The 24,379-nt window shown below is 57.2% G+C and carries 20 protein-coding genes and 1 tRNA gene; 15 read left to right on the plus strand and 6 right to left on the minus strand.

Annotated features, from left to right (window positions below; genetic code table 11):
* Positions 1 to 13 precede the first annotated feature (13 nt).
* Complete coding sequence (locus tag IE102_RS14985) at positions 14 to 1,681, plus strand: MFS transporter (RefSeq protein ID WP_189488138.1); 1,668 nt, start codon at positions 14 to 16, stop codon at positions 1,679 to 1,681.
* 67 nt (positions 1,682 to 1,748) lie between these two features.
* Complete coding sequence (locus IE102_RS14990; RefSeq protein ID WP_189488140.1) at positions 1,749 to 3,008, plus strand: spinster family MFS transporter; 1,260 nt, start codon at positions 1,749 to 1,751, stop codon at positions 3,006 to 3,008.
* Positions 3,009 to 3,032: 24 nt separating this feature from the next.
* On the opposite strand, the gene IE102_RS14995 is transcribed toward IE102_RS14990, so the two are convergent.
* Together IE102_RS14995 and IE102_RS15000 are read right to left on the minus strand one after the other, a co-directional pair.
* The gene (locus IE102_RS14995; protein WP_189488142.1) at positions 3,033 to 3,452 is read right to left on the minus strand and encodes a DUF6644 family protein; all 420 of its coding nucleotides are present in this window, start codon (positions 3,450 to 3,452) and stop codon (positions 3,033 to 3,035) included.
* A gap of 2 nt (positions 3,453 to 3,454) precedes the next feature.
* Complete coding sequence (locus IE102_RS15000) at positions 3,455 to 3,856, minus strand: DUF6152 family protein (protein ID WP_189488144.1); 402 nt, start codon at positions 3,854 to 3,856, stop codon at positions 3,455 to 3,457.
* A 215-nt stretch (positions 3,857 to 4,071) separates the two neighbouring features.
* Between IE102_RS15000 and IE102_RS15005 the strand changes: the two genes are divergently transcribed.
* The 4 genes from IE102_RS15005 to IE102_RS15020 are packed head-to-tail and all read left to right on the plus strand — an operon-like array spanning position 4,072 to position 8,208.
* A complete protein-coding gene (locus IE102_RS15005; protein WP_229807795.1) occupies positions 4,072 to 5,724 on the plus strand; it encodes a GH35 family beta-galactosidase in 1,653 nt (550 codons plus the stop codon).
* A gap of 46 nt (positions 5,725 to 5,770) precedes the next feature.
* Positions 5,771 to 6,670: a transglutaminase family protein gene (locus IE102_RS15010; RefSeq protein WP_189488146.1), complete on the plus strand. Its 900-nt coding sequence runs from the start codon at positions 5,771 to 5,773 to the stop codon at positions 6,668 to 6,670.
* Positions 6,671 to 6,679: 9 nt separating this feature from the next.
* Positions 6,680 to 7,492 (plus strand): transglutaminase-like domain-containing protein, encoded by an 813-nt coding sequence (locus IE102_RS15015; RefSeq protein WP_189488148.1) that lies wholly within the window; start codon positions 6,680 to 6,682, stop codon positions 7,490 to 7,492.
* Positions 7,489 to 8,208, plus strand: a complete 720-nt coding sequence (locus tag IE102_RS15020) for an N-formylglutamate amidohydrolase (RefSeq protein WP_189488150.1) — start codon at positions 7,489 to 7,491, stop codon at positions 8,206 to 8,208. Before IE102_RS15015 ends, IE102_RS15020 begins: the two co-directional genes overlap by 4 nt.
* A gap of 48 nt (positions 8,209 to 8,256) precedes the next feature.
* Here IE102_RS15020 and IE102_RS15025 read toward each other — a convergent pair whose 3' ends face one another.
* On the minus strand, positions 8,257 to 9,234 hold the full coding sequence (locus IE102_RS15025) for a phosphatidylinositol-specific phospholipase C1-like protein (protein WP_229807796.1): 978 nt from the start codon (positions 9,232 to 9,234) through the stop codon (positions 8,257 to 8,259).
* A gap of 298 nt (positions 9,235 to 9,532) precedes the next feature.
* Here IE102_RS15025 and IE102_RS15030 point away from each other — a divergent pair, with 298 nt between their 5' ends.
* Positions 9,533 to 12,283, plus strand: a complete 2,751-nt coding sequence (locus IE102_RS15030; RefSeq protein WP_189488154.1) for a TonB-dependent receptor — start codon at positions 9,533 to 9,535, stop codon at positions 12,281 to 12,283.
* A gap of 185 nt (positions 12,284 to 12,468) precedes the next feature.
* Here IE102_RS15030 and IE102_RS15035 read toward each other — a convergent pair whose 3' ends face one another.
* Complete coding sequence (locus IE102_RS15035; protein WP_189488156.1) at positions 12,469 to 13,839, minus strand: CehA/McbA family metallohydrolase domain-containing protein; 1,371 nt, start codon at positions 13,837 to 13,839, stop codon at positions 12,469 to 12,471.
* Positions 13,840 to 14,743: 904 nt separating this feature from the next.
* On the opposite strand from IE102_RS15035, the gene exbB reads away from it, so the two are divergent.
* The 8 genes from exbB to IE102_RS15075 all read left to right on the plus strand — a co-directional run bounded on the left by exbB (position 14,744) and on the right by IE102_RS15075 (position 21,201).
* Positions 14,744 to 15,616, plus strand: a complete 873-nt coding sequence (gene exbB / locus IE102_RS15040) for a tonB-system energizer ExbB (protein ID WP_189488158.1) — start codon at positions 14,744 to 14,746, stop codon at positions 15,614 to 15,616.
* Positions 15,617 to 15,621: 5 nt separating this feature from the next.
* Complete coding sequence (locus IE102_RS15045) at positions 15,622 to 16,056, plus strand: biopolymer transporter ExbD (protein ID WP_189488160.1); 435 nt, start codon at positions 15,622 to 15,624, stop codon at positions 16,054 to 16,056.
* 16 nt (positions 16,057 to 16,072) lie between these two features.
* The gene (locus tag IE102_RS15050) at positions 16,073 to 16,792 is read left to right on the plus strand and encodes an energy transducer TonB family protein (protein ID WP_189488162.1); all 720 of its coding nucleotides are present in this window, start codon (positions 16,073 to 16,075) and stop codon (positions 16,790 to 16,792) included.
* Positions 16,793 to 17,151: 359 nt separating this feature from the next.
* On the plus strand, positions 17,152 to 17,862 hold the full coding sequence (locus IE102_RS15055) for an energy transducer TonB (RefSeq protein WP_189488164.1): 711 nt from the start codon (positions 17,152 to 17,154) through the stop codon (positions 17,860 to 17,862).
* Positions 17,863 to 18,121: 259 nt separating this feature from the next.
* On the plus strand, positions 18,122 to 18,877 hold the full coding sequence (locus IE102_RS15060; RefSeq protein WP_189488166.1) for a M48 family metallopeptidase: 756 nt from the start codon (positions 18,122 to 18,124) through the stop codon (positions 18,875 to 18,877).
* 133 nt (positions 18,878 to 19,010) lie between these two features.
* Positions 19,011 to 19,086: transfer RNA gene (locus IE102_RS15065), tRNA-His, on the plus strand.
* Positions 19,087 to 19,134: 48 nt separating this feature from the next.
* A complete protein-coding gene (locus tag IE102_RS15070; protein ID WP_189488168.1) occupies positions 19,135 to 20,220 on the plus strand; it encodes an NAD(P)/FAD-dependent oxidoreductase in 1,086 nt (361 codons plus the stop codon).
* A 123-nt stretch (positions 20,221 to 20,343) separates the two neighbouring features.
* Positions 20,344 to 21,201 (plus strand): transglycosylase SLT domain-containing protein, encoded by an 858-nt coding sequence (locus IE102_RS15075; RefSeq protein ID WP_189488179.1) that lies wholly within the window; start codon positions 20,344 to 20,346, stop codon positions 21,199 to 21,201.
* Here IE102_RS15075 and IE102_RS15080 read toward each other — a convergent pair.
* On the minus strand, positions 21,198 to 22,649 hold the full coding sequence (locus IE102_RS15080; protein WP_189488181.1) for an SEL1-like repeat protein: 1,452 nt from the start codon (positions 22,647 to 22,649) through the stop codon (positions 21,198 to 21,200). The two genes, IE102_RS15075 and IE102_RS15080, sit on opposite strands and share 4 nt — an antisense overlap.
* Before the next feature lie 24 nt (positions 22,650 to 22,673).
* On the minus strand, positions 22,674 to 24,230 hold the full coding sequence (locus tag IE102_RS15085) for an SEL1-like repeat protein (RefSeq protein ID WP_189488183.1): 1,557 nt from the start codon (positions 24,228 to 24,230) through the stop codon (positions 22,674 to 22,676).
* Positions 24,231 to 24,379 lie beyond the last annotated feature (149 nt).

A 24,379-nucleotide genomic window follows, 5' to 3' on the forward strand; every position in this document is an offset into this window, starting at 1 on the left:
GAGTACAGATTGCATGGCAACCCAAGGGGAAAGTGCGCCTAAGCACCATAAAGCGACCCAGAACGAAAAACTGGTGATCGCCGCATCGTCGTTGGGGACGGTGTTTGAATGGTACGATTTTTACCTTTATGGCCTGCTGGCCACCTATATTTCCGTTCAGTTCTTTTCGGGCGTCAATGAAACGACCGGCTTTATCTTTGCATTGGCGGCGTTTGCGGCTGGCTTTGCCGTGCGGCCGTTCGGGGCGCTGGTGTTCGGGCGTATCGGTGACCTTGTGGGGCGCAAGAACACCTTTCTGGTGACCATGGGCCTGATGGGGCTGTCGACCTTTGCGGTTGGTTTGCTGCCATCCTATGCGACGATTGGCGTGGCGGCACCCATTATTCTGGTGGGCTTGCGACTGATTCAGGGGCTGGCGCTGGGCGGTGAATACGGCGGGGCGGCGACCTATGTGGCGGAACATGCGCCCAACAATAAGCGCGGGCTTTATACCTCCTGGATTCAGACGACGGCGACCATGGGCCTGTTTGCCGCACTTCTGGTGGTTATCGGCACGCGCACCGTCATTGGCGAAGAGGCGTTCAAAGACTGGGGCTGGCGTCTGCCGTTCATCGTGTCCATCCTGTTGCTGATGGTGTCGTTGTGGATTCGGATGCAGCTCAATGAGAGCCCGGTCTTTCAAAAGATGAAGGACGAGGGCAAGACCTCGAAAGCACCGCTGGCGGAAGCGTTTGGCAAATGGGGCAATATGAAGTGGGTGATCATCGCCCTACTGGGTGCGGTCGCGGGCCAAGGGGTGGTCTGGTACACCGGTCAGTTCTATGCGTTGTTTTTCTTAGAGAAAACGCTGATGGTTGACGGGGCGACAGCCAATATTCTGATTGCCATTTCGCTGGCTCTGGCCACGCCGTTCTTCGTGTTCTTTGGCTGGCTGTCGGACAAGATCGGGCGTAAACCGATCATCCTGTTTGGTTGTGCGCTGGCGGCGGCAACCTATTTTCCGACCTTTAAGCTGCTGACCGATGCGGCCAATCCGGCGCTGGCGGCGGCACAGGTCAGTGCTCCGGTCACGGTCACGGCCCATAAGGACGACTGTTCCTTCCAGTTCGATCCGGTCGGCAAGAATAAGTTCGATGCCAAAAGCTGCGATATTGCCAAGACCTATCTGGCCAAAAGCGGCATCAACTACACCAATATCGAGGCCCCGGCGGGCACGATCGCCAGCGTAAAGGTCGGTGATCAGACCTTTACGGCCCCTGATCCGGCGTTCCTTAGCGGCGACGCTAAAAAGGCCGCCATCGCCACTTATCAGGCCGATCTGAAAGGTGCGTTGACGGCGGCGGGCTATCCGGCCAAGGCCGATACGAGCCAGATGAATAAGCCGCTGGTGGTGGGCATACTGTTCTACCTCGTGTTTCTGGTGACCATGGTTTACGGGCCGATTGCGGCGTTACTGGTTGAGTTGTTTCCGTCCAAGATCCGCTATACCTCCATGTCGCTGCCCTATCATATCGGCAATGGCTGGTTCGGTGGTTTCCTGCCGACCACGGCCTTTGCGATGGTGGCGGCGACGGGCAATATCTATTACGGCCTGTGGTATCCCATCGTGGTGGCGGTCGGCACGGTTATCATCGGGCTGTTGTTCCTGCCTGAGACGTTTAAACGCAGTATTGATCAGTAGCGGCGTTTAACCTAAAAGATGCGCGGCCCACGTCAAAAGCGTGGGCCGTTTGCTTTGGAGAGCGGTTATGACCGAACCCACACCGCCAAAAGGTCGCTATGTGGCGCTGGCTTTGCTGGTGGTCGTCTATGCGCTCAACTTTCTGGACCGGCAGATCATCAGCATCCTCAAAGACCCGATTGCCGAAGAGCTGAATCTTAGCGATACCCAACTGGGGTTGATGGGCGGCCTGGCGTTCGCATTATTATATACCACTCTGGCGGTGCCGGTGGCGTGGCTGGCCGATCGTTTCTCGCGGGTGTGGATCATGACCGGGGCCTTGGCGCTGTGGTCGGGGTTTACGGCGTTATGTGGATTAGCCGGTAATTTCAGCCAGTTGTTTCTGGCACGCATGGGGGTAGGGGTCGGCGAAGCGGGCGGCGTGGCCCCGGCCTATAGCTTAATTTCCGATTATTTCCCGCCTAAACAGCGCGCGAGGGCACTGGCGATTTTCGCGTTTGGTATCCCTATTGGCTCCGCGGCAGGGGTGCTGTTTGGCGGTCTTTTGGCCCAGCAGGTCGACTGGCGTTTTGCGTTTGTGGTCGTGGGCCTGATCGGCGTGCTGTTCGCGCCGATATTTCGACTGCTGGTCAAAGATCCCCCCAGAGGCGGGATGGATGGGGCGGTTACGGCTGAGAAACCAATGGGATTTCTGGCGACCGCAAGGCTGGCGACCGGAAAACCGGGGTTCTGGCTGCTGTCGCTGGGGGCAGCCTTCACCTCCATGACCGGCTACGGTTTTATGTATTGGCTGCCGACCTTTTTGTCGCGCTCACTTGAGATGGATTTAGGCACACGGTCGTGGTTTCTGGCGGCACTGCTGCTGATCGGCGGTATGGCGGGGATGACGCTGGGCGGGGTGTTGGGCGATCGTTTGGGGCAAAAGTCGCGGGCGGCCTATCCGCTGATACCGGCGGTGGCGCTTTTGATCTGCGTGCCGCTCTATGCGGTGGGCGTCAATGCGCAAGCCCCCGCGGTCGTGTTTGTGATGCTGCTGATCCCGCAGGCTCTGGGGCTGGTGTGGATGGGGCCGGTGATCACGGCGGTTCAGCATCTGGGGCCCGGCCCGTCACGCACCATGATGTCGTCGCTGTTTTTGCTGATCAACAACCTGATCGGCATTGCGGTCGGCACCTGGTTTTTCGGCTTTATGTCCGATCATCTGCGCCCGCAATATGGGGATGACTCGATGAAATACGCGTTTCTGATCGGGTTGTCGTTCTATGTCATTGCCGCCGGTTTGTTCTTTGCGGCCTCGCGCCGGATGAAGGCTGATTGGGTGGAGTAAACCTAAGCCTTTTCAGGCTGAGCTCTAAATGAAGCCGATCCACCGTCCGGCAACCAGCACCGATAACCACAGGATGAAGGACGCAATGGCGGATAATTTGACGCCTGACGTTAATGGCCCGCCTCTGAGCGCGCGTTGAAAGGCCGGATTGAAGTGCTGAAAGCCTATATTGAGGATCGCGACTGCCAATAAACCGGCTTTCACCAGAAAGGCCTGATTGGTCAGATAGTCTTTGGGGGCCACCGAAAACAGCCATAGTCCGGTTACAACCGCCAAGACCATCCCTGTCAGGGCGCAGCGTGACAGAAATGGCCCCATAAGGCTCAGCGGCAGTATGGCCCCAATAATCAGGCCTATGCCCAAAATATGGCTGGCATTGACCAGCAGATAGGCGGTGGAGGACATCCGCAACCACACAGCCCCGAACCAGACGGCCTCATCCATCCCTAATTGGCCTTAAGGCGTTCCGGGTACATGTCATAGTTTTTGTCGCCAAGCGTGATGCGCACGGCCTTCATGTGCATCTTGTCCTTATCGAGCGAGCGGTTGCCCAGAATACTGATGTCATCGCCGACCTTGGCGGTGGTGCCGGTAAAGCCCGAACGCTCGGTCTGGGTCGGATTGCCAAGGTCGATCTGCCATAGGACGCCATCGGCCGCTTTAACGTGTAAAACCGGATGCGGCGGGGCCATAGAGATCTTTTCAACCTTGCCACTCAGGCGGCTTTGTTCGGCTTCGGCCCATGACCAGCCATGGTGGGCCTGCGCCGGCATCATCGCCCACACCGCCACGATTGCAAGGGCGGCGGCCCCGAACAGCCAGTATCTAAGCGGCAGAGCGCGGATCATGTTGTTCCCTTTGCAGGTTCTATTCAGTAGTACGATTCGCTTTTTACGAGTGTGCCTGACGACCGATAAGAAATCCATGGGTTTGGTTAAGGCTGGGGCAAAATCACGATGCATATCGTTTTAGAGTTGCGATGGTAGCGCTAACCTAATACAAAGGTCTGACAAAAAGCCGCAACTGGTATGACAAGTCAGCGGCAACAACAGGGACATTGCCAATGACACCATCTTATAGAAAATCACTGTACTGGTTTATGGCCGCAAGCCTGATGGCGCTTAGCGGGCCGGTCATGGCGGCGGAGGTGCCGCATCTGAAAACGCAGGGCACGGCGACCCAGCTTATGGTCGATAATAAGCCATTTCTGATGATCGGTGGCGAACTGGGCAATTCGACGGCCTCAGACCCTGAGCATCTGAAAACCCACTGGCCAACCCTGAAAGCCATTGGCGTCAACACCATACTGGCGCCGGTCGAGTGGGATCAGGTTGAACCTGAAAAAGGCCGCTACGATTTCAAGGTCGTCGATGCAATGATCGCTCAGGCTCGCGAGCAGAATATCAAGATCGTTATCCTGTGGTTCGGGGCATGGAAAAATTCCATGTCGACCTATGTGCCACCTTACGTGAAGCGCGACTACAAGACCTATGACCGGGCCGAGGATGACAAGGGCTTAGCGCAGGAAATTTTAAGCGCCCATGATCCGGACACGCTGGCGGCGGATAAGGCTGCGTTTGCCGCCCTGCTGGGGCATCTGAAAACAACCGATACAGACCGCACCGTCATTATGGTGCAGGTCGAAAATGAGATCGGCATGTTGCCGACCGTGCGCGACTATAGCCCGCAAGCCGAGGCCGCGTATCGCAAAGCCGTGCCCGCTCAACTGATCACATATATGTCGGCCAATAAGGCGCGCCTCAATCCGTTCCTGCGCGACCTGTGGGCGGCAAATGGCAATCGCACGTCGGGTACGTGGGCGCAGGTTTTCGGCTCTGGCATCGAAGGTCAGGAAGTGTTTCAGGCCTGGGGCTATGCGACCTTTGCCAATGAGCTGACCAAGGCCGGTAAGGCGGCCTATCCGCTGCCGATGTATGTCAATGCTGCCCTTAATCATCCCGATAAAAAGCCGGGCGAATATCCCAGTGCCGGGCCTCTGCCGCACCTGTTTGATGTGTGGAAGGCGGCGGGGCCCGAGATTGACGTGCTGGCTATCGATAGCTACTGGCCGGATTTTGTCGGTTGGGCCGATAAGTTCAAGCGCCATGACAATCCGCTATTCGTGCCCGAAGCCAATCAGGCGGGGAAATCCGAGGCGGGCGGCAATGCCTTTTACGTTTTTGGCGAACACGACGCTATGGGCTTTTCGCCGTTCTCGATCGAGGATCTGCCCAACCCTGAAACCAACCGTCTGACGCAGGCCTATAGCGTGTTGCATCAACTGACGCCGGTTATGGTGGCCCATCAGGGCAAGGGCAAGATGCGCGGTTTCAAGGCGGCGGTAGACATCAAGGGCGTGGTTGATGAGACGCCGCGCACCTTCGATCTGGGCGGCTACAGTGTCAAAGCCACTATGATTGATCCGTGGACGCCGAAGGACAAACAGGACATCGCCGCCCACGGCGGGTTGATCATTCACCTTGGGGGCGATGAATTTCTGGTGGCCGGATCGGGTGTAATCCTGACCTTTGCGGATGCTGAGGCCGGTTCCGGCTACCGTATCGGCATCGAGCAAGCGATCGAGGGCACTTATGAGAACGGTGTCTGGAAAGACGGGCGCTGGCTGAACGGCGACCAGACCCATCAGGGCCGCCATTTGCGCCTGCCGCCGGATCGCTTCTCAATCCAGAAGGTCAGGCTTTATCGTTACCGCTGAGGACGCGGGAGTGTATAGTGCGGCTCACACATAAAGGAGGCGCACCATGACCCTGCTTCGGGTGCATCATATCACCCAGTATAATTACCGCCGTCCGGTTGGTTTTGGTGAGCATCGGCTGATGTTCCGGCCACGTATCAGCCATGATCACCGCCTGATATCCTCGGCTTTAAGCATTTCACCGGTGCCGAGCGACCTGTTCTGGATTCATGATGCTTTCAACAACTCGATCGCCGTGGCGCGCTTTGGAGAGGCGGCGGATCACCTGCGCTTTGAAACGACGGTGGTGCTGGAGCATACGCCTTTGCTGGGCCTGCACTACCGCACAGAGGAGGCCGCGCGGCAATGGCCGTTTGAATATGACGAGGAAGACCTGCCCGACCTGATGCCGTCGATGCAGCGCCAATATAGCGACGGCGGCATGACTGAGGCCTGGGCGCGCAAGTTCATCAATCCGAACGGCCCAACCGATACGGCACGGCTTCTGGAGGCGATGACCCACGCCATTCATGATGAGTTCAAATATGCCCGGCGCACCAATCCCGGCACCCAGACGCCGGAAATGACGCTCTATAGTTTAAGTGGCACCTGCCGGGACTATGCGCTGCTGATGATGGAGGCAGTCCGGTCGCTGGGGTTTGCGGCACGGTTTGTCACGGGTTACATCTACGTGCCGACGCGTGATGGCGCGGAACTGCTGGGGGGCGGGGCGACCCATGCCTGGGTGCAGGTCTATCTGCCGGGGGCGGGGTGGGTCGAGTTTGATCCGACCAATGGCATTATCGGTAATCGCGACCTGATTCGCATCGGTGTTACCCGTACGCCGCGGCAAGCTATACCTTTATGGGGCACACATACCGGAACCCGCATGGACTTTTTAGGTATGGACGTTCAGGTTAATGTGACAACGCTGAGTGACAGCGCCGAATCTGACACCTCCATCTGAAAGGTCACCATGAGAATCAAGGCCGGTTATGAGCTTACCTATGAGTGCCCGCAGCCGACGCCCATGCTGCTGTGCCTCAATATCCACCCGTCGCGGCGGGCCGACCTGCTGACACCGCAGACGGTGGTGTTTTCGCCGGCGGTCGAGACGTGGGATTATCTCGACAGCTTCGGCAATGTCTGTACACGGGTAACGGCCCCCGCCGGGTCGATGACCGTATCGACCGAGTTCATCATCCACGATACGGGCCGGCCTGACTATGTGCCGGTGGATGCGATCCAACACGAAGTGCGCGACCTTCCGGATGAGGTTTTGCTCTATCTGCTGGGATCGCGTTACTGTGAGACCGATAAGTTGGGGGACATTGCCTGGAGCCTGTTTGGGCACACCGCACCCGGTTGGCCGCGGGTAAAAGCGGTGCTCGATTTCGTGCATAACCACATTCGTTTTGACTATCAGTTGGCTGATAAGACCCGCAGCGCCTTTGATGGCTATCAGCAAAAGGTCGGGGTGTGCCGTGACTTTGCCCATCTGGCCCTGACCCTGTGCCGGTGCCTGAATATTCCGGCACGCTACTGCACCGGATATCTGGGGGATATCAAGGTTGAGCATAGCTCGTCACCGATGGATTTTTCCGGCTGGTTTGAGGTCTTTCTGGGCGGGCACTGGTACACCGCCGATGCCCGACATAATAAACCGCGCGTGGGGCGTATCCTGATGGCTATCGGGCGTGATGCCACCGATGTCGCGATTTCCACCCAGTTCGGGCCGGGGGTGTTAAGCCGGTTTGAGGTGGTTACCGAAGAGGCGGACTATGCGTGACTGAGGTGGATGCGGTAGAGATTTGGGGGGAGGGCGACGCCAGCGAGATTGTGCTGTTGTGTGAGCATGCCTCAAACCATATCCCTGAGCGCTATAACGGTTTGGGGCTGCCGCAGACCGAACTTCAGCGCCATATCGCCTGGGATATCGGGGCGGCGGAGGTCACGCGCAGGCTGTCGGATGCATTAGGAGCGGTGGCGTTTCTGGGCGGTTATTCGCGGCTGCTGATCGATCTGAACCGGCCGCTGGAGAGCCCAAACAGCATCGTCACGCGCTCCGAAGCCACCGACATTCCCGGCAATATCAATATTGATGAGATTGAGCGCGCCCATCGGGTCGAGACGATGTTTACGCCGTTTCATGATCGGGTCACCGCTCATCTGAATGCGCGGAAGACTAGGGGGCTGCCCACCCGTATCGTCAGCATCCATAGCTTCACGCCGGTCTATCACGGTGAGGTGCGCCAATGGCATGGCGGTGTTCTGTTCGATAAGTCGCAAACCTACGGTGAGGCAGTGCTGGAACGTCTGCGTGAACCCGGGCTGATGCTGGGGGCCAATGTGCCGTACCAGACCAGCCGCGACGAGGACTATGGCGTTCCCATCCACGGTGATGACCGGGGCATAGAGGCGATCATGATCGAAATCCGGCAGGATCTGATCAGCGATCCCACCGGTGTTGACCTCTGGGCGCAGCGGCTCACTAGGGCACTTTAAAGGGCGCGCATTTGATTCCAAAAACCGCTTCACACTTTTTGGCATGCGCTAGCGTGCCGGATTTGCGCGGGCGGCGGCACCATCTGGTAGAGCGACCTTATAAGGACTGAACTCAAGCCGCGGGGTCGGATAGTCGGTCGAGATATAGTGTGCGCCGGATTTAAGCGCCGCCTCAAACCGGCTGAGATCATTGGTGCGGGCCTCAATCGTTTCAGCGTCAGCGCGGGTGCGGACGATAAAGCCGGATCTAACGGCGGCCTGAATCCGGTCTAACTGTTTTACCGGATCGTTCATCGTGAAATAGGCGGCGTGATCGGCGCTTTCGCTAACGGAGTTGACAAACACCGGCAAGCCCTCCAGCGATGAGTGGCCACGCATATAGATCGCGACCTTGGCCGGGCCTTCGTCTAGGGCAAAAAAAACCTTGCCGCGCGCCGTCTCCAGTGTCGGCCAACCGCCAGCCAATACGCCGTCGCGAAGGGTCTTGTGATTGCCGCGCACCATATCCGGCGTAATCAGTTTGTCCGGCCCAAACACCGAGCGGATTTCACCGTCGAGCGCGTCAAAGGCCTTGGCGTCGTAATCAAACGCATCGGTGCCGCCATCAACAGTTGATTTGCCATCCTTGGCGTTCATCATGATCAGGATCGGCACATGATTGGGATGCGCCTCCGACCAGTCTTTGACCTGCTGCAGGCACCAAACAAAGGTCGCGCACTGGCTGCGGACATCAGCGTCCGGCATATGCAGCACCTTGTAGCCGGGTCTGTCCATGCCGGTCGCGTCATAGGCGACGCCACTCAATTGCGGCAGGACGGGGCGGCTATATCGCCCGCCGTCGGGATCATAAAGCACGTCAATTTCAAGCTGGCGCATCCCCAGATCAAGCTGATCCTTTAGCGGCAGATGGCTGTAATCCAGCGACAGTGCGGCGGCTTCGGAGCGTGTGGCAATTATGGTCAACTCTGCCGGTGGTATGGCGATCTTATAGCTGTTGTGCGTACCAATCGCTTGCAGGTCGTTCATGCGCAAGCCTGACGTAGCGGAAGGTTCTAAATCCTGCGCTATCGCTGATGCGGCAAGGCAGGCAGAGAACAGTGTTATGAAGGTGTGGCGCATGGTTCAACTCGTGCTGTGTGCAAATTGGTATGTGTCCGCCGTACCACGGTTACATGACAATTGCGCAAATCTGACAGCGATATCATTGGGTAAAATCGTAATTCATATAACTGCTACAAATTCGCAAAATTCCGTTCACAATTAAGCCATATTGCGCGCTCCATCCCGCCGAACCTCCCATGACGGCGGCTCAATGGAGCTTTTTATGTCGAAATCCAATGCCACCCTGCTGACGAGTGCCGCCTTTGGTGTGCTGGCGCTGTCGCTTCTCAGCGGTGCTGCTAACGCTCAGGAAGCGTCTGAAACCGCCGTCCAAACTAATGACAGCGATGTTCAGGAAGTGGTCGTGCGCGGCTTCCGTAAGTCGATGGGCGCGGCCCGTCAGGCCAAGAAGACCGCCAATATCACTTCGGAAACCATCGTCGCCGAAGACATGGCCAAGTTCCCGGATCTGAACCTGGCGGAATCGCTGCAACGTCTGCCGGGTGTGGCGATCAACCGTGAAGGCGGCGAAGGTCGTCGGGTGTCTTTGCGCGGTCTGGGGCCAGATTTCACCCGCGTGCAACTGAACGGCATGGAAGTGCTGGGCAATGTTGACTCGCCGATGGATAGCCGTGGTCAAACGTCACGCGACCGGGCCTTCGACTTTAACCTGTTCGCCTCCGACCTGTTCAAAAAGGTTGAGGTGCGCAAGTCGTTCTCGGCGGAGCAGGACGAAGGCGGCATGGCCGGCACCGTCGGTCTTTATACCGCCAAGCCGTTTGATTATGGCACCGGTTTTAAGGGCGCGGCCTCGTTCCAGGGCGGCACCAACTCGGCCACTAAGGATTTTCAGCCGCGTTCCGCCGCTCAGTTCTCCTATAACTGGGACAACAAATTTGGCGCGCTGATATCGGTCGCCTACGGTAAGCGCGACACCGAAGAGCAGGGCTATAATACCTATGGCGCCGCCACCATCAAGGCGCCAGCTAATAACGTGACCAACCTCAGCGCGGCCGATCAGGCCAAGGCCATGAATGGTGAGCTGATTTTCCAGCGCGGCAACCGTTTGTCGGTTTGGGGCTCGGAACAAGAGCGCCTCGGCATCACGTCGGCGTTCCAGTGGCGTCCGGTTGAAAACCTGACCCTGACGCTGGATGCGCTATATGGTAAGTTCACCAACAACCGCAGCGAAAACCATCTGGCGACCCGCGCGTCGCTGGGCTCGTCGTCGATCCTCGGCGTCGCCACCCCGCACTCCGGCAACCAGATCGCTCCGGCGCCGTCGCTGAATTCGATCCGCTATGATCAATATAACTCAGTCAACTATGTTGATGCGGCCTACACCGTGTTTGCGACCGAAACTCGCCGTCAGGAAGCCGAGAACACCTTCAACCAAGTCGTTCTGACCGGTCAGTGGCAGGTATCGGATCAACTGACGATCGACGGTCATATCGGTAAGGAAACCTCGGATTACGACCTGCCGATCTCGGACAAGTTCTACACCGAAGCGTTCGGCGGCATCATTACCGAATATTGGGGCACCTCGGACGCGCACAATACCTATAAATGGGATACGGCCGACGCCAACAATTACCGCGCCCACGAAATCGATTTTTCCGCGACCTATCAGACGACCGAGCTGGAAAATGCCGAACTCAACGCGACATTTGCTCAGAATGAGTACCTGACCTACAAAGGCGGCGTATCGTACCGCAGCTTCTCGAACACCGGAAGCCAGTACACCAATGACGACGTCAAGAAGACCGAGTGGGAAAAAGGCACCTGGGGCACCGGGCCGGACGATAAGGTCAATGCCTATGCCATCGTCTTCGATAAGCACGACGATCAGGACTGGATCATCGTTGACTGGGATAAGGCGCTGGGCCATTACGGCATAACCCGCACTGTCGCCCTGCAAAAGCCGTCGAACTATACGGTCAAGGAAGACACCACGGCGGCATACGGTCAGATGGACTGGAACGGCGACGTTTTGGGTAAGCACATGCGCGGCAATGTCGGCGTGCGCGCCTATGAAACCGAACTGACGTCTGACGGTTTCATGAGCGTAAAACCGTCGGCATCCTTACCGGCTGTCGTGACAGCGGTACAGGTGCAAAAGAAGTATTCCGGCTTCCTGCCGTCCTTCAACGCCGTATTGGAACTTTCTGACAGCTTCCAGATCCGTACTGCGGTTTCGCAAAACCTCAACCGTCCGGGCCTGACGGCCTATGCCATGCAAGGTTCGGTCAGCGAAGAAAACGGCTATGTGAAGGTCTCGGCCGGTAATCCGAACCTTGATCCCTATACCTCGGATGAGTTTGACCTGTCGGGTGAGTGGTACTTTGGCCGGGTTGGCATGCTGACCGCCGGTGTCTTCCACAAGAAGATCAACGGCTTTGTCGTTACCCGCATGGAAAGAAATGTCAGCTATGCCTCCACCGGCTTGCCGGAAAATCTGGTGGCGGGTGTCGTGGGTTCGACGACCGTTAACGAGTATTCGCGCCCAATCAACCTCAACGACGTGAAACTTAGCGGTCTGGAACTCAATGCTCAGACGGACTTCTTCTTCCTACCAGCACCATTTGACAACTTTGGTGCCATCGCCAACATGACCTTCGTTAAATCAGAGGTTAACAAAACCGACACACCGCTCACTGGCATGTCAGACGTCAACCATAACCTGACGATCTATTACGAAACCTCGACCTGGGGGGCGCGTATCTCCGAGAACTTCCGCTCGGACTACACCATTGATGGCGGCGGTTTTAATTCGACCACCTATGTCGATGCGGCGGCCTTCTGGCAGGTCACACCACGCATCCGTCTGACGGTGGATGGGGTTAACCTGACCGATGAGCGTGAGGAGCAGGTCAACAGCTTCTATAATGGCTTTGGCCAGCAAGGCGCCAAGCGTCTGTGGAACACCACCACATCCGGCAAGACGGTATTTGTCGGCGTCAGCATGACGTTTTAATTGAACTCACCGCAAAGTTATTGGCCGTTGGCCAAAATATTTTGGGGTGGGATAAATATAAGAAAGAAACACCCCCGAAGTTCAGGCTTCGGGGGTGTTTTATTATGTATATCCCCCGGCGTGCCGGGGGACCGGGCCGCCGGTGCGGGTGGCTGTGAAGCGTAGCGAGCAGACGGAGGGGGGGGCTATTTCACCTCAACAAACACTGGGTTGGAATAAAACCACAGATCCGGCCACGGGTTTTCGCCCAGCGGATCGGGCAATGGTTCCAGCTCATCGGTCGCGGTGCCACGCAGGCGGACATAGCCGTCGCGTTCAGCTTTGAATGAATAGTTGAAGTTGATGATCTCACCGTCGCGCGCCCAGTCGGCAGCAGTAAAGCGTTTGACCACGCGCGTGGTCGGGTTGTTGTCGGTCTTAACATCAGCCTTACCGGTGATATCGCCCATGATGACATCGACGCGTTTAAGGTCCGGCCGGTCACCATTGGCATTGGGGCCTGACGGATCGCGCAGCCGGACGGTAAGCGTAACTATCTGTCCGGCCTTGACGGTCGCTGTGCCGCCGATGTGGGCACCCGCGATATCCATATCCAGTTCGCTGATCAGGTCACCGGTCGCCACAAAAATCCGCCCTTGTCGCAGCCCCTCCATAATATCGGCCTGATCGAATGCAGCTAAGACATAGGTCTTGGTGTACTGACCGGGCCAAAAATCTTCGCCGCCGTCTTCGACATTGCGATGAGAATCGGACGTTGCGGTGATCCAGAACCGGCGGCCTTCGCCAAGGAACGAATCCCAGATCCCGCCGACCTTGGCCGTCATAATATCAAAGCCGCCGTAAGTGGGTGAATTGACGTAATAGCCGCGCTTGCGCAGGTTCTCAGTGACTTTCAGCGAAGTGCCCTGATGACCGGGCGCGCCTTCCATGCCGACGGCGACGCTGGGGGCCATGTCATGCCATGCCCGCAACTCCCACGGTGTGTGGCCGTGATAATCCCCAATGCCCTTGGCTGAGCGCGACGGGTGGTGAGCGAACACCAGCGGCTTGGGGGTGAGACCGTCCATGTCGCGCAGGGCCTTTAGCATGTTTTCGGTCGTGTCGCGGGCGGGATCATCAACCTCATGCTTGGCGTAAGCATGCTCCAGGCGGCGCAGGCGTTCGCGCTCATCGCCATTGATCGGCAGGATGATCGACGAATGATCGCCACCCGGCGTATCAAGCTCCATGCCGTAAAAGATAATCAGTTCCGGTGTGGCTTTGCGCGCCGCAACGACCTCTGGCCAGGTCTGGTCATAGTGTAGCTGCGACAATCCAAGCCCGCCGTGGTCGGTCGAGACAAACCATTTCAGCCCATACTTTTGCGCCATCTCAGCGTTTTTAGGGATGGTATAGATGCCGTCAGTACCCAGCACATATTGGCCATCCTTGACCTTACCCGAAAAGCGACTGTGGACATGGTGATCCCCGGCCAGCCATTGACGTGTGGGCTCGGCGTGGGCCGTAGCCGTCATCAGGGCAATCATTGAGGTGAGGGTGGCATATAACGGGCGCATGGCGATGTCCTTATGACAGTTTGTCTTTGGCTTACCCGCCATGTTTGACGCTTTTGTAACGCCTGGGGTAACCGCGTTACTGAGCCTAATGTGGCGAAGAGCGTACTACAGCGTAATTGGGTCTTCTGCTTAAGTTTATTTTCGCTCTGATGCGTGTGACAGGCAGTATAATGATTGTGTGCAGACAGCATGGCGCATCGCTATAAAGTTATAATGTATTTAATCTCAAACTATACAGGGTACTGTCCATGATCATTCGAGCCTGAGCCATACCGGACGAGGGTGCGCAGATTCGCACGTCACATACGAAGGCAGCGCAATAGTGTGCAAGTTGCTCATTTGTAACACATTTGTGTCACTTTTACACCGCCTCCAACTCGCGCGTTAGCGGTAACGGGGCTGATTGATTCTCTTTATGGGTGTGTAATTGTGCATGTGACAGTGGCATTGCGAAAAAAAGTCAAACGCGACTGGAATTAATTTCGTTCGCCACAATTGGGGTAAGCTGCGGACATATTTGATCTTTTATAACTTCTTTATACAGCAGTCTGTGGAATGTGGGAGAAAATGCCTTAAAAAGTCAATTTAAACACCTTGACGTTTAACGCTGGCACGGCTTTTTTAATCACAAATCACATTGTTGAGAGTAACAAAGTGATCGCCATTTGTATCTTAATGGTTCATAATGGTTTTGCATTGTGTGTGCATGAGACCCTGACAGAGCAGTTTTAGAACTCGGTATGGGTTGGTGTAACACAAAAAGATTCCTCACAGAGTCAAAGACGGGCCAAACGGTCCGGCTTTTTTTGAGGGGAGTTTAGGTTTTAACACGGGGTAAACGCTTCCCCCTTTAGTCCTTGGTCAGCCCGTAACGGGTCAGTCCTAATTCAGGAATTGGCGAAAAATGCTCGAACACAAGAAACACAACCCACTCATTGCTCTGCTCGGTGCGGCTGCACTGCTGATGAGCGCTCCCACCCTGGCCGTGGCGGCTGCGGCAACGCCAGCGGCTGAAGCGGCGGCCCCTGCGCCTGTCGAAGCGGCGGCTCCGGCTGACGACGCAGCGGCACCTGCCGAAGGCGGTCACTCCGGTCAAATCACCGTATCTTCCATGTTCATGGAAGCTGTGCCGGTCGTTAAGGCTGTCATGATCGGCCTGGTGCTGGCTTCTATCGTCTCCTGGACCCTGCTGGTTATCAAGTTCCTTGAGTTCGGTGGTCTGAACAAGGCAACCAACAACTATCTGGAAGCTTTCCGCGACGCGCGCTCGATCGCCGACATCAACCGCATCTCGGTTTCGGACGAATTTGCCGGTAACCCGCTGGCCGACATGGCCGCCGTGGCCACCGAAGAAGTCCAGATTTCGAAATCTGCTGGTCTGTCGATCTCCGGTGAACACCGTGAATCGACTCTGCACCGCGCCGAATCTTCGATCAACGCGGTTCAAGCCGGTCTGGCCAAGCGCCTGTCGGGTGGTCAGATCTTCCTCGCATCGGTCGGTTCGACCGGTCCGTTCGTCGGTCTGTTCGGTACGGTTTACGGTATCATGAACTCCTTCATCGGTATCGCTAACTCGAACACCACCAACCTGGCCGTTGTGGCTCCGGGTATCGCTGAAGCCCTTCTGGCTACCGGTATCGGCCTTGTCGCCGCTATCCCGGCCGTTGTGTTCTACAACTACTTCAACGCTCAGATCGCCAATTACGGCACCCGCTCGGAGCAATTTGTTTCGGAACTGATGAACTCGCTGTCGCGTCAACTCGACAAAGGGGCGTAATCTAGATGGGAGCCAAGCTATCAGGTGGCGGCGGCTCGAAGTTTCAAATCGAGCAGAACAGCGAAATTAACGTTACGCCGTTCGTCGATATCATGCTGGTACTTTTGATTATCTTCATGGTGGCCGCGCCTATGGCCACCGTGTCGGTAGAGGTTCAAATGCCAACAGCCGTCGCACCACCTCAACAGAACCCGCCTAAGCCGGTTTACATATCCATCCAGGAAGATGGCGATGTCTTTATCGGTGACGGTCCCACATCGGTTGATAGCATGGGGGCAGACCTCAAGCGACTGATCGGTAAGCGTAATCCCGACGAAGAGCGTATCTTTATTCGTGCAGACAAAAAGGTTCGCTACGGCACCTTTATGGAAGTCATGAACGCATTGCAGGACAGTGGTTTCTACAGTGTGGCTCTGGTCGGCGAAGACGGTAACAAGTAAGGAGGGCCCAGACATTATGGTAGAGACCCCCCACAGACGCCGCGATCCTATTCTTGATCCGCCTGAGAATAAAAACAAAGGCCCGATCTGGATTGGTATTGGCGTTGCCGCCGTATTCCACGTTGCTCTCGGTTACTATATCTACAAAGAGAAGTTCGAGATCAAAGAAATCCACTATGAGGATGAGAAGATAGATACGACGCTGGAGGAGCTTCTGCCACCTCCACCGCCGCCACCGCCGCCTCCGCCTCCGCCGCCCGATCTGCCGCCGCCGCCACCCAAGCTCCAGATTCGTGAGCCGGTTATGACGGATGTACCGGCACCGGAGCCTATCCGGATCGAGCCAACCAAGAAGGAAGACCGCGTTGACTATGAGGGTCCTCCTCAAGTCATTCCTGGTCCGCCACCACCGCCTGCACCCGTGGTCCCAGCCGGACCGCGTTACGTGAAAGCGGAATGGGCCAGCTATCCTTCGGGTGAAGCTGCGCTCAACTTCTACCCACCGCGCGCTCTTGACGGTGAAGTCGAAGGTGAAGCCACGGTCGAATGTACTCTGGCCGGTAACGGCAAGGTTACAGGCTGTTCGGTCATCAGCGAAAAGCCTGCGGGCTATAAGTTTGGTGAGCAAACCGTGAAGCTGCTGGTGCGTTATGCGCGCGCCAAACCGCAAACGGCTGATGGTGCTATTCAGGACGGCGATAAGATCAAGATCCGCTATCGCTGGACCTTGAACTAGGCTCAACTGATCCAAGTTAAAGAAACACCCCGTGGTTTTGCCACGGGGTGTTTTTTTTTGCGTCAAGAGCACTCATCCGGCGCGCGAATATTTGTGATCACAGTTTATTGACTTTGAGACGCAAAAATCTGCGGTACTCTGATGCTGCATTCCCTGGCGTAAGAACAGGGAGGCCTAACAACCATATGTCCTGACGTTTCTTAAGGTTCATGAGCTTTTGTGTGTCACGGTTTCGTGGCCAAAACCGCTTCATATTTGGCCTTTGGGTTTGTAATGCCCTTGCGCTGGCAGACCCGAAATTGTGACATGACAGGCGCAACCGACTGGCGGGGCGTCGCGACCTTTTACAGGGGTTAATCATGTCCGAAGTGGCGCACAGCCTTCATCATCCGCTTTTTGCCACGGCCGGCCAACGCCGATTGTCACCGTCTGTCATGGCCGGGCTTGGCATAGCCGCCCTGTTACATGCAGGGATTGCGGTCTATCTGTTTAATCAGAATTTTCAGATCATTGAGCCGCCAACCCTGCCGCCCGAAGTCATAACCAAGGGCGTCATGGTCCGGTTTGCGCCGCCACCGCCTACGCCGCAACCGAAATCACCGCCCATTGATCTGCATAAGCCGACCGTAATAACTCCGCTGGCACCGCCACCAATCCCGGTTGAACCGTCTACGGTCGAAGCCGGGCCATCAACCATAACATCGCCGCCCGCCACGATAGCAACTGGGGCACCCACCGAGGCTACGGGTACATCCTCGCAACCGGCGACAAGTCCTTACGTAAAGGCGCAGTGGGCCAGCTATCCGACCGGGGAGGCGGCGCTGAGCTATTACCCCAAGCGCGCCCTTGACGGCGAAGTCGAAGGGGAGGCGTTGGTTGAATGTACGTTTAACGCTACGGGCAAGATTACGGCCTGTGCGGTTTTGTCTGAAAACCCGGCCAAGTACGGCTTTGGACAGGCAACGGTGGACCTGTTGGTTGCACACGCCCGCGCCAAGCCCCAAACCGCTAATGGTGCCTTGCGTGATGGTGACAAGATGAAGATCCGTTATCGCTGGTCGCTTGACTGAGTAAACGGTAAAATGTGAACATAAGCACTCCGGGTAGTGATGCCCGGAGTGTTCCGTTTTGGGGGGAGATAATGAGAATCGCCACATAGGTCGTGCCGTAATATTTGTAGCGGGATTGGGGCTGAGCCAGGTATCGGCGGTAATTGCGTATACGGCGGAGGGGGCGACGGCGCCGACTTATGAGATTGCCTGATTGTAATTTAATACGGGCTGGGCGATAGTTCGCGAAAATTGGAACAGGCATCAGGTGACATCGCTCATGAACTCAAAACATATATTCGCAGGTATAGCCGCCCTTACGTTGGCGTCGGTTGCGGCCTGCACTACCAACGAAACGCTGGGGCGGTCACAATTACTACTGGTCGATAACGCGCAACTGGCCGAACCCGCCATGGCGGCCTGGCAGGAAACGCTCAAGACCTCAAAGATTTCCAATGATGCCGAGATGAATCGCCGGGTGAAAACCGTCGGCGCCCGTATCGTTCAGGCTGCGGGCCTGTCGGGTCAAGCGTGGGAATATGTGGTGTTCGACAACCCTCAACCCAATGCCTTTGTCATTCCCGGCAATAAGGTCGGCGTCAATTCCGGCCTGTTTAAGGTCGTCAAAAACGACGACCAACTGGCCGCGGTTCTGGGCCACGAAACCGGCCACAATATCGCGCAGCATGCCGCCGAGCGCTATTCGCAGCAGGTGGCGACTTCGGTCGGTATTCAGGTCGCGGCCGGGGCCACATCTGGCCGTACCCAGCAGGCGATCTCAAGCTATGGCGGCATCGGGGCGCAACTGGGCGTTATCCTGCCGTTTTCGCGCCAGCATGAACTGGAGGCTGATAAGATCGGCGTCGATCTGATGGCTAAGGCTGGTTACAAACCGTCTGAATCGATCGCCCTGTGGCGCAATATGGCCGCGCAACGCACCGGCGGGGCTCAGCCGCAGTTCCTGTCGACCCACCCGTCGGATGACACCCGCATCAGCCAGCTAGAGGCCTATATCAAGTCGAAGGGCTATAGCTGATCCTCCACAGCAAAGTTATTCGCTTGAGCATAATTGTGCCTTTGGCATAACTTCGCACTTGATCACGGGCGCGGCCTCGGTTAGAGACAGCGCCCTGACATTGTGTCGTGTACGCTATGTCTTGTGATAGCGTGCCGTCTTAGCTCACTTGGTAGAGCGCCAGATTGTGGCTCTGGAGGTAGCTGGTTCGAAACCAGCAGACGGTACCATCACAAACCCTTTCTAATGGTCATATTGCCGCAAAAAGCGAATATGCGATGACGGCATCACCCTATAGCGTAATCATAATCGGCGGTGGCATAGTGGGCCTGTGTGTGGGCTTACGCGCGCTTGATCTGGGGCTGTCGGCGACGATTGTGGCCAAGGACGATGTGATGGCGACGACCTCGGCCATGTCGGCGGGCATGGTCGCCCCCGCATTGGAGGCCATGACCGAAGCCGATCCTCACCTAAGCTTTGCCCGCTATGCGACGGCGCAGAAATCATGGACGGCCTTTGCGGACGGTATTGGGCTGAGCGAGGTGCTTGAAATGGCACAGCCGGGCATCTGGTTGTGGGAGCCGGGGCCCACGGCGGATGACATGCTGAAACGCTTTACCGACATGGGGGCGCGCGCCAAGCTGATGACGGACGCGAGCCTTGGGGCGATTGGCTATGACGCACCGTTTGAGGGCATCGAAATTTCCGGCGATTGGGTAATCTCGCCGGAACCAGTTTTGGCCTATCTCAAAAACCTTTTCCTTGAGCGCGGCGGGCAATGGCGTGAGGCCAATGTGCTTAAGGTCACCGCCCATGAGGTCGTGCTGACGGATGATGAACGCCTGAACGCCGGCCATGTGGTGGTGTGCGCGGGCTTTGGTTCGGCGCGCTTTGCGGAAGGCGTGCCGTCGCTGTCGGCCCTGTCGCCGATCAAAGGGCATTTGCTGGATATTACGCGCAAATCTGATCCGGCGCTGGCCGGGCGTATGGTGCGCTCGCCGTGGGGCTATTTTGTGTTCTATGACGGCCTGTCGAAATTCGGCGCGACCATGCAGAGCGGACGCGGCGATTTGGACGTCGAAGATAGTGCTGTGGCGTCCTTGAAAGACAAGTCGCCGAAATTCACGTCGGGTCTGGTGTCCGCGATTGATGATGACGCGGTGGCGCGGGTCGGGGTGCGGGCCGCCAGTCCCGATCACTGGCCGCTGATTGGTAAGGATGCAGCGTCTGGCGTGTGGGTGGCCACAGCTATGCGCCGTAATGGCTGGATCTATGGGCCCTATGCGGCCGAAGCGATTATCGCGGGTTTGACCGGTGTAACTTTGCCGGACGATGCCGCGCTGTATGACCCGAACAGGTTTTAATCCAACTTCCATTCGGAAGTTGGCAAGGGCGACTGCCCGCCGCCGCTTATGCGGCGAGCCATGCGGCGTTTGAGCTAAAGCAAATTAATCCCTCATTAACCATAAGGCGGCAAAATTTGCCGTATGAAATTCGGTTTGATTCCCACATCCGGCGGTGAGGCTGCGGCCAAAACCAGTACCAATCCGGTCATGCAGGCCCTGCAACGGGCTTCGCAGACGACCGGCGTGGATTTCAGCTATCTGGTCAAGACCGCCCAGCGCGAAAGCTCGCTCAATCCGCGCGCCAAGGCCCCAACGTCTTCGGCGGCGGGCTTGTTTCAATTTATCGAGCAGACCTGGCTGGCCACGGTCAAAAGCCACGGCGCCAAGCACGGCTACGGCACCTATGCCAATCAGATCGTCAAGGGCACTAATGGCCGGTACAGCGTGCCTGATGCCAGCGCCCGTAAGCAGGTGCTGGGTCTGCGCTATGATGCCACCGCCGCGTCGACCATGGGGGCGGAACTGACGGCGGGTAATGCCGCCTACCTCAAAGGGCGGACGGGGCGTAATCCGTCGGCGGGTGAGCTATATGCCGCGCATTTTCTGGGGCCAGCCGGAGCGGCGCAACTGATGCAGGCCCATGATAGCCGGCCGGGGGCATCAGCGGCGGCTCTGTTCCCGCAGGCGGCGTCGGCCAATCGCTCGATATTCTACAAACAGGGCCGGGCGGCCACCGTGGCCGAAGTCATGGCCAATCTGACCCACAAGGCCGGGGGCGCGGTGACTATGCCGGACGTGCAACCCGATGCCATCGAGGAAAGCTTGAGCGGGTTTCTGGTGGCGCGCGCCCAGCGGGTTGATGCCAATCAGGCGTTGCTCGATATGATGTTCGGCTCGGACAACGGCGATAAGGGGATGTTGTTCCAGACCCAACTCCTGTCGGCCTTCGGTCCGGAAAAGGACGAAGACCAACAGGATAAGAGCGGTCTGTTCGGTTAGGCTTGCGGGGATAACAGGGCTTCGGCGGCGGCTTTTTCAGCCGGTGTCATCCGTCCTTCCAGAATTTTAAGCACCGCTTCGGCATTGGGGTGACCGGCTGTCTGCGCCAGCGTCAACCACGCATAGGCCTTGGTGTGATCAGTCTCGCCGCCTTCGCCCTTCATCATCATGACCCCAAGGTTAAACATGCCGTCGGCCTGACCGCGCACGGCGGCGGCTTCAAACCACTTACGAGCCATGACCTGATCCTTGGGCAGTATCTGTCCGTTGTAGAAATAGGTGCCGAGCGCATTCTGGGCGTCACCGTCGCCGCCAATCGCCGCTTCCTTATAGAGGCTCAAAGCCCTATCTGGATCGGCCTTGACGTTTTCGCCCAAATCATAGGCCCGCGCCACAGCATAGGTAGCGCCCGGATGCTTTTGCCTGGCGGCGTGCCAGTACCAGTCCAGTGCCTTATTCGGGTCAGCTTTAATAGTTTCCTCGCCGGAATAGAGTATATTGGCCAGCGCATACTGGGCGGGCGCAAAGCTATATTCCGCCGCACCCGTGTACAGTTTAGCGGCTTTACCTAAATCACGTGGTGTATCGTAACCAAAATAATAGATGTCGCCTAAAGCCTTACCTGCGGGAACAAAGCCCAGATCATAGGCGCGGTCGAACCATTTTCGGGTCGCTTTCGGATTCTTAGGCACATCAAAACCGATCAGATAAATCTTGGCCAGCATCATGGAGGCTTCGGCCTTGGGGCTCATCCGGTCGGGACGTGTGGGATCATAAGGACGAGGCGTAACCTTTTCATGACCTGCGGCAGCGTCTTCAAACCATTTAATGGCTTCGGGGACATCCTTTTCCGTGGCCACGCCGTAAAGGTGCATTTTGGCGATCATGACGGCGGCTTCGCGATATCCCATCTTTGAATAGGACTTTTTGAACATCGCGAGGGCTTCGGGATATTTTCCAGCGTTGAACAGGTCTGCGGCGTCGCGCATGGTTGTGTCGCGGCGAGCAATATGCGCCCGCCCGGCGGCAAACCCATAATCCGCAGCACTACAGCCGCTGAAGCCGCTGCGGTCATCGGCGGTGCGGCTTCGGTCAAAGGCAGAAAAACCTGTTGAGGCGTCACCGAACGGGCTGCTGGCGCTGAAAGTTTGGCGGTCGTAGCTTTGCTGGCGTATGGCGCCGCGGACATAGTCAGCCGTGCTGGCGTTTTGCCCTGACATGAAACCGCAGGAGGACGCGGTGTCGGTTCTGATCGTCAGCCCGCTTGTGGGGGGTTTCAGTTTGCCGAATACGGTAACTGTGGTGACGTCGCCCTCAGCCGCCGGATTTGATGGGGCGGGTTGGGACGGAGGTGGCGTCGTCGCAGGCGTTTGGGCTTGCGCAACATAGGCGGCGCACATCGTCATGACCGTCAGCACCAGTGTGCGATGGATATTTGCAGAGCTCATTTTCATAATTCCGCCTTAACTCACTTAAGATTTGGCGGACGGTGACAGGATCGCCAGAGCCTGCGCCTTATCGGCATCGGTCATGCGCTTTTCCAATGCGGTGAGGGCGGCTTTGGCACTTTCGTGGCCCTTGGCCTGCGCCAGACGGAACCAGACCCAGGCCTTGACCATATCTTTGTCGCCGCCTTCGCCCTTCATCAGCATGACGCCGAGGTTGAACATGGCGTCGTCCTGCCCCTGACGGGCGGCGGCTTCGAACCATTTGCGGGCTGTGGCGTCATCCTTGACGATCTGATCGCCGCCCTGATAGAAATAGGTGCCCACTGCGTTCTGGGCGTCGGCATTTCCGGCAAGGGCGGCCTCTTTATAATAGACCAGAGCCTTGGCCGGATCAGCATCGGCGCCTTCACCGGCGTCATAGGCGCGAGCGACGCTATAAAGCGCACCCGCATGGTTTTGCTTTGAAGCTTCGTAATACCAGGCCACGGCGGTCTTGAGGTTCGGCTCTATGCCGTCGTCTCCAAGGTAATAGATTTCCGCAAGCGCATACTGAGCGGGGGCAAAGCCGACTTCGCCCGCCTGTTTATAATAGCTGACGGCCTTTTTAACATCCTTCTGCGTATCGTAACCGTAGTAGTAGATATCGCCCAGGGTTTTGGCCGCCGGGACATAGCCGACATAGTTGGCCCGCTCAAACCACTTGCGGGCCTCTTTTGGATTTTTAGCCACGCCGAAACCGGTCAGATATACCTTGGCCAGCATGACCGCGGCTTCGCTGATCGGGGTCAGGCTGTCATCCGGGTACTTCGGATCAAAGGCCGGCATCTGGCGTGTGGCATCAAAGCGGCTGCCGGCGGCACGTTCCAACCACTTGATAGCTTCCGGGACGTCGGCTTTCATGCCCAGGCCATTGAGATAGATTTTACCGATCAGGAGTGACGCTTCCACGCCACCATCACTGTCGGGAAGTTTAGCGTAGGATTTTTTCGCCATCTCCAGCGCTTCGGGGAATTTACCGGCATCGAATAGGGCATAGGCTTCGGGCAGGGTCTTGTCGCGGCGGGCAATGGAGGCCCGACCGGCTGCAAAGCCACGATCCGCACCGCTGCAATAGGCGGTCTGATCGGCGGTTGTACCGGGCGCTTCGGCGGAGGGAAAGCGCATGGGCGCGCCGGGAAGGGAGGCGTCACCAAACGGGCTGCTTTCGTTAAAGTAGTCGCTCCGGCCGCCGCCGATCACATTACCGTCGTCATCAAAGGTCGTGGGGCCCGCCATGGCGTCCGGATCGCGGCTGCCGGTGGTGGATTCGATGTAGTCCTGCACATAGCTATCTGTAGACCCCAGACCCGACGTGAAGAAATTACATGAGGCAGCGGAGTTGGGGTTGAGCTTCAGGACTCTACGGGCGGTCTTGGGTTTCAGCTTGCCTTCGACGGTTACGGTCGTTTCAGAAGGTGTCTCGGCCGCGGGCGGCGGCGTTGGCGTTTGCGCGGAAACCGACGTGGGCAGGATGACGACAGCACTAATAATGAGTGCGCGCGCGATAAACGCACCTGTGGCGGCTGTGGATTTCAATGACATGACTGTCCCCCTGAATCTATTCCCTGTCGGCAGCTTAAATGCGCAGCCGGTTTATTGCGGTACATAATGCCCGCTTTGGTGGAGCCGTCAACTGCAATCAGGTAGTGATCAAAATCGATCATCGAAGGGTGTGCTAAGTGGCCGGAATA

This window comes from Asticcacaulis endophyticus (assembly GCF_014652575.1).
Classification (GTDB): domain Bacteria; phylum Pseudomonadota; class Alphaproteobacteria; order Caulobacterales; family Caulobacteraceae; genus Asticcacaulis; species Asticcacaulis endophyticus.

What these genes read in the sequence shown, in the direction of transcription:
- IE102_RS14985 (WP_189488138.1), top strand. Translation starts at nt 14, where the DNA reads ATGGCAACCCAAGGGGAAAGTGCGCCTAAGCACCATAAAGCGACCCAG.
- IE102_RS14990 (WP_189488140.1), top strand. Translation starts at nt 1,749, where the DNA reads ATGACCGAACCCACACCGCCAAAAGGTCGCTATGTGGCGCTGGCTTTG.
- IE102_RS14995 (WP_189488142.1), bottom strand. Translation starts at nt 3,452, where the DNA reads ATGGATGAGGCCGTCTGGTTCGGGGCTGTGTGGTTGCGGATGTCCTCC.
- IE102_RS15000 (WP_189488144.1), bottom strand. Translation starts at nt 3,856, where the DNA reads ATGATCCGCGCTCTGCCGCTTAGATACTGGCTGTTCGGGGCCGCCGCC.
- IE102_RS15005 (WP_229807795.1), top strand. Translation starts at nt 4,072, where the DNA reads ATGACACCATCTTATAGAAAATCACTGTACTGGTTTATGGCCGCAAGC.
- IE102_RS15010 (WP_189488146.1), top strand. Translation starts at nt 5,771, where the DNA reads ATGACCCTGCTTCGGGTGCATCATATCACCCAGTATAATTACCGCCGT.
- IE102_RS15015 (WP_189488148.1), top strand. Translation starts at nt 6,680, where the DNA reads ATGAGAATCAAGGCCGGTTATGAGCTTACCTATGAGTGCCCGCAGCCG.
- IE102_RS15025 (WP_229807796.1), bottom strand. Translation starts at nt 9,234, where the DNA reads ATGAACGACCTGCAAGCGATTGGTACGCACAACAGCTATAAGATCGCC.
- IE102_RS15030 (WP_189488154.1), top strand. Translation starts at nt 9,533, where the DNA reads ATGTCGAAATCCAATGCCACCCTGCTGACGAGTGCCGCCTTTGGTGTG.
- IE102_RS15035 (WP_189488156.1), bottom strand. Translation starts at nt 13,839, where the DNA reads ATGCGCCCGTTATATGCCACCCTCACCTCAATGATTGCCCTGATGACG.
- exbB (WP_189488158.1), top strand. Translation starts at nt 14,744, where the DNA reads ATGCTCGAACACAAGAAACACAACCCACTCATTGCTCTGCTCGGTGCG.
- IE102_RS15045 (WP_189488160.1), top strand. Translation starts at nt 15,622, where the DNA reads ATGGGAGCCAAGCTATCAGGTGGCGGCGGCTCGAAGTTTCAAATCGAG.
- IE102_RS15050 (WP_189488162.1), top strand. Translation starts at nt 16,073, where the DNA reads ATGGTAGAGACCCCCCACAGACGCCGCGATCCTATTCTTGATCCGCCT.
- IE102_RS15055 (WP_189488164.1), top strand. Translation starts at nt 17,152, where the DNA reads ATGTCCGAAGTGGCGCACAGCCTTCATCATCCGCTTTTTGCCACGGCC.
- IE102_RS15060 (WP_189488166.1), top strand. Translation starts at nt 18,122, where the DNA reads ATGAACTCAAAACATATATTCGCAGGTATAGCCGCCCTTACGTTGGCG.
- IE102_RS15070 (WP_189488168.1), top strand. Translation starts at nt 19,135, where the DNA reads ATGACGGCATCACCCTATAGCGTAATCATAATCGGCGGTGGCATAGTG.
- IE102_RS15075 (WP_189488179.1), top strand. Translation starts at nt 20,344, where the DNA reads ATGAAATTCGGTTTGATTCCCACATCCGGCGGTGAGGCTGCGGCCAAA.
- IE102_RS15080 (WP_189488181.1), bottom strand. Translation starts at nt 22,649, where the DNA reads ATGAGCTCTGCAAATATCCATCGCACACTGGTGCTGACGGTCATGACG.
- IE102_RS15085 (WP_189488183.1), bottom strand. Translation starts at nt 24,230, where the DNA reads ATGTCATTGAAATCCACAGCCGCCACAGGTGCGTTTATCGCGCGCGCA.